General features: G+C 33.4%; 9 protein-coding genes. 5 read left to right on the top strand and 4 right to left on the bottom strand.

Translation table 11 applies throughout. From position 1 onward, the window contains the following. Nucleotides 1-360 precede the first annotated feature (360 nt). Both WAZ07_RS10180 and WAZ07_RS10185 read left to right on the top strand, forming a co-directional pair. The gene (locus WAZ07_RS10180) at nucleotides 361-1,017 is read left to right on the top strand and encodes an amidase domain-containing protein (protein WP_336472337.1); all 657 of its coding nucleotides are present in this window, start codon (nucleotides 361-363) and stop codon (nucleotides 1,015-1,017) included. Between the two features lie 244 nt (nucleotides 1,018-1,261). Next, on the top strand, nucleotides 1,262-2,284 hold the full coding sequence (locus WAZ07_RS10185; protein ID WP_336472338.1) for a GH25 family lysozyme: 1,023 nt from the start codon (nucleotides 1,262-1,264) through the stop codon (nucleotides 2,282-2,284). Between the two features lie 314 nt (nucleotides 2,285-2,598). On the opposite strand, the gene WAZ07_RS10190 is transcribed toward WAZ07_RS10185, so the two are convergent. The 3 genes from WAZ07_RS10190 to WAZ07_RS10200 all read right to left on the bottom strand — a co-directional run bounded on the left by WAZ07_RS10190 (nucleotide 2,599) and on the right by WAZ07_RS10200 (nucleotide 6,121). Beyond that, a complete protein-coding gene (locus tag WAZ07_RS10190; RefSeq protein ID WP_336472339.1) occupies nucleotides 2,599-3,306 on the bottom strand; it encodes a class A sortase in 708 nt (235 codons plus the stop codon). Nucleotides 3,307-3,428: 122 nt separating this feature from the next. Continuing rightward, nucleotides 3,429-4,667 carry an isopeptide-forming domain-containing fimbrial protein gene (locus WAZ07_RS10195; RefSeq protein WP_336472340.1) on the bottom strand — a complete coding sequence of 413 codons (1,239 nt, stop codon included), beginning with the start codon at nucleotides 4,665-4,667 and terminating at the stop codon, nucleotides 3,429-3,431. A gap of 698 nt (nucleotides 4,668-5,365) precedes the next feature. Then, nucleotides 5,366-6,121 carry an SDR family oxidoreductase gene (locus tag WAZ07_RS10200; RefSeq protein ID WP_336472341.1) on the bottom strand — a complete coding sequence of 252 codons (756 nt, stop codon included), beginning with the start codon at nucleotides 6,119-6,121 and terminating at the stop codon, nucleotides 5,366-5,368. 836 nt (nucleotides 6,122-6,957) lie between these two features. On the opposite strand from WAZ07_RS10200, the gene WAZ07_RS10205 reads away from it, so the two are divergent. Genes WAZ07_RS10205 through WAZ07_RS10215 form a run of 3 tightly spaced genes read left to right on the top strand, consistent with a single transcriptional unit; the run spans nucleotide 6,958 to nucleotide 10,649 of the window. Further along, complete coding sequence (locus WAZ07_RS10205; RefSeq protein WP_336472342.1) at nucleotides 6,958-8,661, top strand: molecular chaperone HscC; 1,704 nt, start codon at nucleotides 6,958-6,960, stop codon at nucleotides 8,659-8,661. Further along, on the top strand, nucleotides 8,658-9,956 hold the full coding sequence (locus WAZ07_RS10210) for a J domain-containing protein (RefSeq protein ID WP_336472343.1): 1,299 nt from the start codon (nucleotides 8,658-8,660) through the stop codon (nucleotides 9,954-9,956). Before WAZ07_RS10205 ends, WAZ07_RS10210 begins: the two co-directional genes overlap by 4 nt. Before the next feature lie 12 nt (nucleotides 9,957-9,968). Continuing rightward, entirely contained in the window at nucleotides 9,969-10,649 is a 681-nt protein-coding gene (locus tag WAZ07_RS10215) for a DUF1266 domain-containing protein (protein WP_336472344.1), read from the top strand. Nucleotides 10,650-10,799: 150 nt separating this feature from the next. Here WAZ07_RS10215 and WAZ07_RS10220 read toward each other — a convergent pair whose 3' ends face one another. Continuing rightward, a complete protein-coding gene (locus WAZ07_RS10220; RefSeq protein WP_336472345.1) occupies nucleotides 10,800-12,218 on the bottom strand; it encodes a helix-turn-helix domain-containing protein in 1,419 nt (472 codons plus the stop codon). Nucleotides 12,219-12,418 lie beyond the last annotated feature (200 nt).

Genomic DNA, 12,418 nt, shown 5'->3' on the forward strand with positions numbered 1-12,418 from the left:
CCATCATCCTCTCTGGAATTAATATCCATATTGTATCATAGTGATACTGTATTCGTAAACGAGATGATTTGATTCAGCAACAGTCACCAATAAAACAGAATTTATTTATGATGAATTAAAACAGGGGGATTTATATGTATATTGATATTTTATTTCTCAACTCTTTTTAAAAGGTTTCTTCGTTAGTTTGTGGAAGAATTTACAATATCAAATTTTTGATAGTATATAAAAATGATCCGAGTTTAATAAAATTTATTTCCGATTAACATAAATAACCTATTAAAAAAATAAAACAAAGGAATCTCTTAATTATATAAAATGTACGCGGTATCACCAAAACAATAGTAAGGAGAGGTTTGTATGAAATTTAAGAAAAAAATTATGTACACAACATTATTTTTTGGCATTTTGGTCACTCAAAATACACTAGACAATACAATTGCTTTAGCATCAACAATAGATAACTATCAAAAAAACCAAGATGAATTAGTGACTAATAATTTAGCAGAAAATCAACAACTTAATATAAAAAATGCATTAGATTATGCGAATAACTGGTGGAATAAGAGGAATCCTGAGTATGCAAAATGGGATCCAAACGATTGTATGAATTATGTCTCTCAAATTCTAAAAGCTGGCGGAATAAAAGAAACACTTCCATCAACTATACCACCTTCAGGAATTGATACAAATAAAAATTACTGGTACAGCAAAAAACAAGGATATAATATTTTTACTGAATCTAGTACATGGATAAACGTCGAAGATTTTTATACTTTTTGGAGTAAAACTCAAAAAGTAATTACACCAGATAAATTAAATATTATGAGAGATATTGAAGTTGGAGATGTTATACAACTTCAAAAAAAATCAGGCGGAAGTTACTATCATGCAATGTTTGTAGTAAAAAAGGATGCAGAAACTGTTTATTTAACAGGACATACTAACGATAGAGAAGCTTTAGATATTAGAAATATACAAGGAGATAATTTTCGAGTAATTAAATTTTCTAGTTAAGAATCACCATCTTTACAGTAAAAACCCAACTCTATCAAACCCAATTAATATGTAGATCTAGAAAACAAGAAAAGACATCCTTTTGGATGTCTTTTCTTATTTAACATTAACATAAACACACTTATCACAAATAGTAGAAATGGTATAAATCTCTTTAAACATTTATTAACAATTTAAAAGATTTAGAATATAAAGTAGTATAATACCTCAAAATATTAAATAAACAGTTTAGGAGTGTTATATTATGTCTTTTGGAATTGATGTCAGTCACCATGAAGGGACAATTGATTGGAATCAAGTAAAGAATGATCCTAACCAAGTAAACTTTATGATTACAAAAGTAACAGAGGGTTCTGAGCAAGGTACCAATTATGTAGATCCAACCTTTCAATACAACATCAATGGCGCTAATAATGTTGGCATCCTGACAGGGGCTTACCACTTTTTTCGAGCAATTTCTGTTAATGATGCGAAACAAGAGGCTGCTTTCTTCATTAAAAATTTACAGAGCGTAACATTAACTGCCCCTGTATTTGTCGATGTAGAAGTCAATGATAGAAATTTAGATCCGGATACATTAACAGATGCTGTGAATGCATTTTTAACAGAATTAAAAAATGCAGGGTATACTAGTACCGGAGTTTATAGCAATTTATATTTCTTCCAGAATAGTCTAAACCCTTCACGTTTACAAAATACTTTATTGTGGGTCGCACGTTATAATACAAGGGGTCCAGGAATGGATTGTGATATTTGGCAATACACAGATACCGGAAGTGTACAAGGCATTAACGGGAATGTCGATTGTAATATAGCCTATGTAGATTTGAATATTAATAACAATAATAATGGACCTAACAGCTCCTTTATAGGAGTTGCTACAATCGCAGGTGATAATGTGAATGTAAGAGATCAACCTTCTACAAGCGGCAATGTCATTGGGACATTACATCGTAATGAGTCTTATAAAGTATTTTACGAACAAAATGGATGGTTAAACTTAGGGGGAAATGAATTTATTTATTATGATCCTAGTTATATTTGTTATTGCAACTATATAGGTGTTGCTACGATTACAGGTGATAATGTGAATTTAAGAGATCAACCTTCTACAAGCGGCAATGTGATTCGAACATTACATCATAATGAATCCTATAAAGTATATTACGAACAAAATGGATGGTTAAATTTAGGAGGAAACCAATTTATTTACTATGACTCTAGTTATATAAATTATGAATTACTTTCTTCATGTTCCGATTGTTAAAAAGCGGACAAACTCTATATAGTATACGATTAGGGCAGCCGAGATATGTGTATCTCTCCGCTGCCCTTACTTTTCTTTCTATTAATAGCATCCCGATACAAGTTTGTCTAAACTTTATGGCAATGAGCTGAACCCCATACTCGCTGCTTAATTGTTTTACAGGTTGCCCCAAACAATATAACTCAACCATCATTTAAACTCTTCATTAAATTTCTTGTTTGTCATACGAGCACTTCCTCCTTGAAATCCATTGTAAGTACTTAACTAAGTCGTGTCTATATGACTATATTAACTCCACTAAATTATTGAAACTCTTAATAACTTGTTAGTTGAGACTTAACTTTTCCATCTACCTCTTCTAGCTTTTTCTTTGATTCTAATCTCCCTTTTACTACTAATCTTGCTTCCCCTTTACTGTCATAACAACTTATCAATGTTACTTCATTTAACCCATTCTTATCATCCATTACATGTGTTTCCTTTGGAGAAATAACATCTTTTGAAGTTGTTTTATACGTATATACATACTCCTTATCTGTTAAATATATTAAATCTCCTTTACCCATATTTCTTGTAGGTGTAAATAATAGCTCTTTATTTCTCATACTATGACTACCAAGTACATAGTTTCCTACACCCATCGTCATATTTGGTTTTAAAGTACCTGCACCTAGCATCATTGTCTCATAATTTGTACCGTATAAAATAGGGAGTTTAATATGTACATTCGGAATGTAAATCAACCCGATAATCATGCTTTTATCTAATTTACCTTTTACAGAATTAAAATCAAACTCGTCTACACTTTGTACACTATCGTAATCAAAAGCATTTTCCTTTTTACTTGAATTGTATACGTTCTCTTTTATCCCATTTGTAGTTATTTTGTTATAGTTTTCTTCATACGATTTTTCTAATTGTTTAGGGATTACATAATAATTAAAAAGAGGTTGGTACACAATTAAACCAATCCCAGTTACAAAAATTAATCCGATTAACACATATAAGAATTTCTTTTTCATATTAAACCTCCTAGTCTCCTATTAAAATATACTAAACATTTTAATATCTGCTGTTCTCAATATGGTTCAACTGTAATAAAGAAACCTTCATACTTATGCATGAAGGTTTCTTTATTACCATATTAAGAATTCTTCCTACGTCTTACAATAAAGAACGAAAATAATGCTCCTAATACTAACAATGTACCAATTAGAGTAACTGTTGAATTATTAGTTTGATTCATCTTAGGAATTTCTTTTTGCGGTTGCTTAGGTTCCTCTTTAGTTGATTCCCCTTTAGTTGGTTCCTCTTTAGTTGGTTCCTCTTTAGTTGGTTCCTCTTTAGTTGGTTCCTCTTTAGTTGGTTCCCCTTTAGTTGGTTCCTCTTTAGTTGGTTCCTCTTTAGTTGGTTCCTCTTTAGTTGGTTCCTCTTTAGTTGGTTCTTCTTTAGTAGGAATTACCGTTACAACATTAGAATCTTCCGAAGGGTTATCGTTTAATCGAATAGTTGCTTTGCTACTTATAATTTCAATAGGTGCGTTTTCGTTAATCTTGGATGTAACTACAACTTTAATCTCTTTACCTTTGATAACTTCTAATTGCTCACGAGTTAATTTTAATGTTACCAACTGTTTATTAACATTAGCTTTTAATTCTGATTCTTTTCCATCAACAAGTACTTTTGTACCTACAATTGTTAAATTGTTATCTAATGTATCAGAAAGAGTTAAAGACTCATATCCCTTTAAGTTTTCTGGTACTACTGTTTTTAAATTGTAATTAAACTCTTTACCTTTTGCAATTTCTAAATGGTCTTTACCCTCAACATCTTTTGTTACTTTAGGAGTTACAGATACAAAAACCTTAAACGATACATCATTAGCAAAAGCTAAATTTTCTCCTGTGTCTGACTGTAATGTTGCACTTAGGGTTACTGTATGACCGTTAGATGCATCGTCATGAAAATTAAACTTGACAGGAATCGTTACTTTAGTATCATTAGGTACTTTTGATAGTGAAATAACCGCTACCCTTTTACCATTTTCTACAAAACCTTTTACGTCACTAATATAACCTTGATGTTTTGGAATCTCAATAAGATAAGCCCTAGCATCCTGTAACTCTAATCTAACTTTGTAGTCTAAAGCAACACCGGTATTAGGGTCTCCTTTAGTTGCTACGTTTATATTATAAGTAACTTGTTCACCTCTTTTGAACTCTACTTTTGGAGTTCCATCTGGGTTCTTAATTACATACTCTTGATTAATCTTAGAACCATTTACAGTATCGTTCCCAGCACCTAAAGTGACCATTGGTTGCATAAACGTGGTTAACGAGATAAGAAATACTACAAATAGTGACAATAACTTCTTCTGTTTCAATACGACAACCCCTTTTACTTATTGGAAAAACTTTTACGTTTTATAAAGACGAAGGCGCTTTCAAACCTTATTAAATGAAACTACGCATATAAGTTTTTATTCCCCCTTCTTGCCTAACATACAGTTAACACTAGGTTTTAAATAGTTACTCTATGTAACTATTTCAATACTCTAACTTTATTAAAACACTGAAATAGTTACATAATTTTATTATCTAATGTACCTACGATACGCTATGTCCAAAAGTAGCGTAGGAAACAAGACCAAATACAACAAGCCCAGAAAATAGGCATCCAAAGATTCCTCCGATTAAGCCAGTTACAAACTCTACGGTACGATTCAATATTCAGGTTAATCCTTTTTTACCCATATTAACCATTTTTTATGATAGCAAAATATTGTAAATTAATCTATTAAAATATTTATTGTCAATGATTTTCAATATAAAACATGTATCATTTATGCTACACTTCGTTTCTAACCATACTGATCTGTACTGCATTCTCTTATTCTATGTATGCTATATTTCTATTCTTCTTTCCGCCATTATCATTCCCAACGTAATTATCTATCTAAATCAAAAGAAACATGAAGAAGATGAGCCCTGTTTACTATAGAACTCATCTTCTTCATGTTTCATATACTGGCTATTCAATTCATAAATAGTATCTACAATTCAGGTTCCTTTTATCCTTCATTTAACTTCGCAAAAATCCACCTTCTGAGTTAATCACTTGACCCGTGATCCACTTCGCATCGTCACTAGCGAGAAATGCTACGATGTGTGCTGCATCTTCTACCATGCCAATGCGTCCCATTAAAAATTTAGGTAAAAGGTATTTTCTTATTTCATCTGTCATCCACGTTGAATCTGTTGGTCCTGGGTTTACAGCGTTAACCGTAATTCCTAAAGGAGCAAGTTCTGCTGATAAAGACTTAGTAAAAGCTACAATTGCTCCTTTTGTTGCAGCATAGGCTAATTCCATAGGCATTGGCCCTAATTCTTGTCCGGATGTCATATTAATAATTCTTCCTGCACCTATATTCGATGTCTCAAAACGACGAGCAAATTCCGTACAAAGAAGAAACGTTGATCTCATATTAACTGCATAATGGTTATCAAGTATATGAGCATCTAACTTTGCATATCCATCTCCTGTTGAATATGCTGCGTTATTAACTAAAATCGAAAGAGGACCTAACTGCTTTGAAACAGTATCCATTATTTTAAATGCAGCATTTGCATCTGATAAATCAATTTCTAGACTGTCACAACGAACTCCTAATTTCAAAATCTCTTCTCGGAAATCCTCCGGCCAACTAGCCTCAGAATTCCAATGTGTAAAGAAAATATCTATACCTTGAGAAGCCAATTTGCGACATATAGCGGTACCTATCTCTCTAGGACTACTTACCCCTGTTATAAGTGCAACTTTATTTTGTAAATGCGTCATTTTATATTCCCCCTAATAAAGTGAAACTTTAATCAGTGGGGATTTTCTTCATCCCCCACTGATTATTAGTTGAACCAATCGGGCTTTTACGGGCAGTTTATCTCCCACCTAACTTCTTTGTTTTTGCTGAATTTTGAGGTAGGAGTAATTACTGCCCGTTAAAGCGGGATAAATAGGGACACGATGATATGTGTAAGTAGAGATGTATTGTTCTCATAAAGAAAAGCCGATACACACAGGTATCCGCCTAATAAATGGAATGATAACTCCACACCATGCATCCCTTGTATGATTATTGTTTCAATAAATAGACATACTCCCCCCCTTGGATATTTATAGGAAAAGCACTCTATTTATTTCATTTCGTAATCATTACAAGATTTGCCACATGCAGAATCTTAATTCCCCTTTCATTACATCTCTACCATTATTATACTTTTCTTGCTGGTGATAATCAATATATTATGTTTTTTACTTCCTTTATATATTAAAAACCCCTTTTCTTTTTAGGGAAGGTTCTTAGACATGAGGGCCTAGGAGGCAGAGCTAGACAAAGATGTCCAAAAATTAAAGTGGATTTATATAGATTGTGCTGTCGCATCATAATAGTGAGTCTCAAATCTGACTTTATTTTTCAATTTCACTCTGAGAAAACTGAGTTAATGCTGAAAATTAGATTCATAACTATCAAAATCCCTGCCCTATTCTAAACTACTAAAATAGTCAGATCTTCATTCCCTCCCCTTCAAGAAATACAACCTTATGATTCCATTTTTCTCATACTTTTCCTTATTATAATGGTATAGTAAGATAGATGAAAAAGAGAGGAGATTATTATGGCAACGATTGGAATTGACTTAGGAACAACAAATAGTTTAGTAGCCTATTGGTCGGATAACGGCGCATCCCTTATCCCGAATGCACTTGGCGAATATCTTACACCATCGGTCGTCAGCGTTGAAGAGAGCGGTGAAATTTTAGTCGGACGCATTGCTAAAGAGCGACTTATTACCCATCCACACGTTACAGCATCAACGTTTAAACGATTTATGGGAACAGAAAAAAAATACCAATTAGGTACATACAATTTTTCTTCAGAAGAGCTCTCATCTTTTATCATTCAATCTTTAAAACAAGATGCAGAAGCTTATTTAAATGAATCGGTTACAGGTGCTGTTATTAGCGTACCAGCTTATTTCAACGATGCTCAGCGCAAGGCTACGAAACGGGCTGCTGAAATTGCGGGATTAAAAGTTGAACGACTTATTAGTGAACCAACGGCAGCTGCCATCGCTTACGGGCTGTACCAGGAAGCGGCAGAAACAAAGTTTCTTGTATTTGATTTAGGCGGCGGTACATTCGACGTGTCCATTTTGGAATTATTTGAAGGAGTGATGGATGTTAAATCAATTGCCGGCGATAATTATCTTGGGGGCGAAGACTTCACAAAAAGCCTAATGACCTTTTTCTTAGAGTCACACAAACTTGATCCTGATTCACTTGATTCAAAAACCTTATCGTTAATTTATACACAAGCAGAACGTTGTAAGCTCACATTATGTGATGGGCCCACAGCGGGTATGAAAGTCGCTATCAATAATAAAACATATGAAACTCATATTAACAGAAGCGAATTTGAAAAATTAGTAACTCCGCTTCTCTTACGCCTTCGCTATCCTATTGAACGCGCACTTCGTGATGCGTCGCTAAATCCTAATGATTTAGATGCTGTCATTCTAATTGGCGGTGCGACAAGAATGCCGCTTATCAGATCCGTCATTTCTAAAATGTTCGGACGTATGCCTTATGCGAATATTAATCCTGATGAAACGGTTGCTTTAGGCGCTGCGATTCAGGTTGCCTTAAAAGAACGGAACAAAGCGTTAGAAGAAGTCATCTTAACTGATGTTTGTCCATATACGTTAGGAACAGATGTTGTTCAAGAACTTAGAGACGGTACAAAAGAGTCCGGATATTTCTTCCCTATTATCGAGAGAAATACACCGATTCCTGTAAGCAGAGTTGAACGACTTTATACCGTCAATGATAGACAGCAATCGCTACTTGTTGATGTTTATCAAGGAGAACATCGTCTAGTAAAAAACAACTTGAAACTTGGTGAACTCAAAATCAAAATCCCTCCCGCTCCTGCTGGGAAGGAGTCTGTTGATGTACGTTATACATACGATATTAATGGTATTCTCGAAGTCGAAGTGATAAGTACAACAACTGGAGAGAAAAAAAGAGCCGTTATTCAACAAAATGCCGGAAACCTTACGGAAAAAGAGATCGAAGCCAGACTTTTGGAATTGAAAGAAATTAAAATTCATCCACGAGACCGGTCCGAAAACCGATTACTGCTCGCAAAAGGCGAGCGGCTCTATGAAGAGTTACTCGGTGACGAACGCCAAAAAGTCGCTACCTTGTTACAACAATTTGAAAGTGTGCTCACAACGCAAGATGATAAAAAGGTGAAAGAAGCTGCTCGTGTATTAAAAGAGCATTTAGAGAATATAGAAAGGTGGATCAGTCATTCATGAGCATTTGGGAAACGTTAGAAATTGAGCCTACCGACAATATTGCAGCTATTAAAAAGGCTTATGCAAAACTTCTAAAGATTTATCATCCCGAAGACGATCCTGAAGGATATCAGCGACTGAGAGAAGCATTTGATAAAGCGATAAAAAATGCAAAACAAATGCAGAGCACACCTCCCTCTCAACTAGAAAAAACGGATGAAAACGAAGAGAATTCCTATATCAATCCTGCATTTCCTACATGGATTGATGGGAACGCTGAACTTGCTGCGACTCTCGTTTCAGAGCATCCTGTTCACGTATTTATGGAAAAAATCGAGACGCTGTATGACGATTTCTTTGCACGGATTGAACCGAAAAACTGGGAAGACTTATTAAGTTCCGATGTGATCTGGAACGTAGAACATGCTGCAGCAATTCAAGATAGATTAATAGAGTTTTTAGAATATCATTACCATTTCCCACGCTCAATTTGGGAACTTCTCGACAATGTATTCCACTTTAGTGAACAAGAAGAGGAGTTAGAGTTTGAATACGGTGAAGAAACGGTACAATTTCTTCTAGAGAGAATTAACGGTGCAAAGGAAATGCGTTATGATATTTTCAAGAAAAGTGATGATCTAGATTTTGAAGCGTATTTACATTTACGTGAAGAAGTCCAGCACACACTTATGAATAATAACTTAGAAGCAGCAAAAAGTGCGCTAGATTTTGCATACGAGCTTTATCAAGAAGATCCGGACCTTATACGTATGCAAGGCATTTATTATTTGCGCATCGAAAATAAAGAACGTGCGTTACAATCATTCAATGACATTCTTTTCATTTACCCAGATGACCCAGATGGTTTACTGTATCGCGCCCAGATTTACTATGACCGTGGTCAGTTTGCAGATGCTATCCGGGACTGTGAGCACCTACTTTCGATTCAACCGGAGCATATGGACGCACAGTTCTTATTAGTGAAGTATTCGTTCGAATCAGGTGATATAGAAACTGTAGCCACTAGGGCGTTGGATGTGGTAAAGCGTTATCCGGAACGCTTCGAATTTCGTTCATACAGTATTCGAGCTCACACTGAAATTCCAGAGAAGAGACAGAAACAAGAAATAAATATGCAGTTTATTATCGGCTATGCGCTATACTTTTTATTTCTATTTATTAGCCGTACCTGGGTTTATTTGATCTTTATGATTCTTATTGTTTTAACCCCATTACCATCTAAATATGCATTACTTCTCCTACTCCCACTTATTTGGGAAGCATGGAAATTCGTTAGGCTTAAAACATTAGCATAAGGAGGAGACAGAATGCCTATTTTATATAAAAGAAAACGAGAGAAACAGCTCGAACTATATTTCCGCTGTCTGTCTTCCGTTTGTTTGAATTGTGTTTATCTTACAAACTATTTTACCCGATATGAATTCACCCTTATCAGAGACCGCCTTATTGGGAAACGTTTTTTGAAGAACGTGTTATGGACATGGAAGATCGAAAATTCGACGGAGTTAAAAGAGAAAATCATTTGGTTTTTAGAAGAAGGAACACGGCAGGAATTTAATCGTATACGCCATCAATTGACCCCTCTTTCCGAGGCAGCGCGAAAGCAATTATCGAAAGACCATCCTGACTATGAAAAACTTTATATTGCTAATTACGGATTACATATTTTGACGGATTCCGGAATTGCAGCGTTTGATTATGCATGGTGTATCTGTTTATGTCGGGTCGGTAGAAGGCTCGGTTATTTATCAAAACAGGAAGCAAAGAACTTTATGATACAGGCTGCAGGACTTTCACAACATTCTTATTCAGATTGGCACGAGTATTTTAACGCCTTTCGTATCGGCAGCCACTTTAACGCAAATGATATAGAATTCATAAATAAAGATAAGTATAATATTAATTACGTATCGCACTTGTTTAATTATAAAAAAACTCTATTGAGTGCTGTTCCATGGGAAAATAATCTACTTAAAGATTTAAGTTAAATCATACTATGATTCTTAACCAATTTGATAAAAAGTCCTGGGAACTATGATTTCCAGGACTTTTTTATCAATGATTTTCATCTGTGTATCTTTAGTTAAAATCTCTAGTTTTTCTCGTTTCATTATGAATGCATTTCACTACTTCTATCTTTAATTTAAATTAAAAATACGATTTTTTATAGAATCGATTTCATTTGTAGTCAACATTTGAGAAATATAAATGACAGGTGCCCTTGTATCTGATAATTGACAATTACTAATAATAAAATCATATTTAATATTATAGTTTGGTATCCTATCTATATTTACATTTTCCCCTAAGCTTTGTTTTAACTTCCTATAAATAAGATTTTTTTCAACGGTTGTCCCAGAAAATACAAGTACAATGTTTATTTCATTACAAATTGAGTTAAGAATCGCTGTTGCATGAGAGGCAATATATTTTATTTCATCTTTCGTAAATTTTTTCTCATTATATGTTTCATTCCAATTAGAAATTAAGGAGAGATTCTCCTTATAATTTCGCAATAATACACTATCTAAAGAATTTATTGGATCAAAAACATGACGAATTGAAAAATGAAGTTCTCTTAAAATACACACCATATAAAAATACGGAATTACTTCAGCTTTCAATTTTCCCTTCAATTCATTCGGTAATTGATTGTATATTAAAAGGGTAGTAATAAGATTAATGAATTTTTTATAAACCTCCTGATCACATTCACTTACATATTCAAGCATTGCCTTTCCCTGTGAACTTGTACTTATTAATCCGAAAAATAAAAATAAATTCAGTGCATCTTTTTCGTATTTTGGAAATTTGATCTTATAATAATTCTCAATTTCTATAATCATTTCATTAAGACAAGTTGCTTGCTTACGGCTGTATATAGGCTTGAATTTTATTTCTTTCATTACACAATGTTTATTATAAAATCGATTTATAAAAACAAAAACAATACTGCGTAACAATAAGATATCCATGTGAACTTCGTTACGATAGAGAATAGATAAAAGTTTTTTTCTTAACTCAATAGGTAAGACAGATTGATCTGAAAATTGTTGTGTAAAGTAAAAGAAACAAATATAGTAATATCTTATATTCATTTCATCTCCTTCTAGTTGAAGATTCCTGAATTTAATATTTAACCTACTTTCATTTAAAATTCTATTATAATCTTTTAAATGGTTTCTCAAAGTTAACTTATTCATATATAAAATTTGTGACCATTTTTCTAATGTGTAATACTTATTATGAAATATTTCTAACATAACTTTATAAAGTACACTTTCTGTCAAATAAGAATGAATCACAGGTAATACAGACTCTTCCACCGGTTTATTTAAAATGTATCCTCTCGTTTTAACACTAATAATTTTCCAATTCCCTGGCAATTTCTTTCTTAATTGAGAAATATCATTCATGATTGTTCGTGTCGAACACTGTAGCTGATCTGCAAAATTTTGAGAAGATACTAATTTTGGTTCACGATTTAAAGCCTCCAGTATAAAAATTTGTCGTTTTATTGCTTTATCATCTATTAAACTATAAATAAAATTACGCATTAATCTGTTACCTTCCCTCAAAACTATCAAGACTTTAAAGCTATATAAATACAAATTGAAAAACGAAGTCAAAATCCCTTTCTTTTTAGGAGAGGACGAAAGCATCTGGCCTTCCATAGCAGCGACCTATATGTCGAAAAATTAAAATGGATTTATATAATTAGAATTCTCTCTATATATTACTATTGTTTATTGTTAAT

The sequence above is a fragment of the Bacillus bruguierae genome, assembly GCF_037104725.1.
GTDB classification, from domain to species: domain Bacteria; phylum Bacillota; class Bacilli; order Bacillales; family Bacillaceae_G; genus Bacillus_A; species Bacillus_A bruguierae.

What these genes read in the sequence shown, in the direction of transcription:
- WAZ07_RS10190 (WP_336472339.1), bottom strand. Translation starts at nt 3,306, where the DNA reads ATGAAAAAGAAATTCTTATATGTGTTAATCGGATTAATTTTTGTAACT.
- WAZ07_RS10220 (WP_336472345.1), bottom strand. Translation starts at nt 12,218, where the DNA reads ATGCGTAATTTTATTTATAGTTTAATAGATGATAAAGCAATAAAACGA.
- WAZ07_RS10180 (WP_336472337.1), top strand. Translation starts at nt 361, where the DNA reads ATGAAATTTAAGAAAAAAATTATGTACACAACATTATTTTTTGGCATT.
- WAZ07_RS10210 (WP_336472343.1), top strand. Translation starts at nt 8,658, where the DNA reads ATGAGCATTTGGGAAACGTTAGAAATTGAGCCTACCGACAATATTGCA.
- WAZ07_RS10200 (WP_336472341.1), bottom strand. Translation starts at nt 6,121, where the DNA reads ATGACGCATTTACAAAATAAAGTTGCACTTATAACAGGGGTAAGTAGT.
- WAZ07_RS10205 (WP_336472342.1), top strand. Translation starts at nt 6,958, where the DNA reads ATGGCAACGATTGGAATTGACTTAGGAACAACAAATAGTTTAGTAGCC.
- WAZ07_RS10215 (WP_336472344.1), top strand. Translation starts at nt 9,969, where the DNA reads ATGCCTATTTTATATAAAAGAAAACGAGAGAAACAGCTCGAACTATAT.
- WAZ07_RS10185 (WP_336472338.1), top strand. Translation starts at nt 1,262, where the DNA reads ATGTCTTTTGGAATTGATGTCAGTCACCATGAAGGGACAATTGATTGG.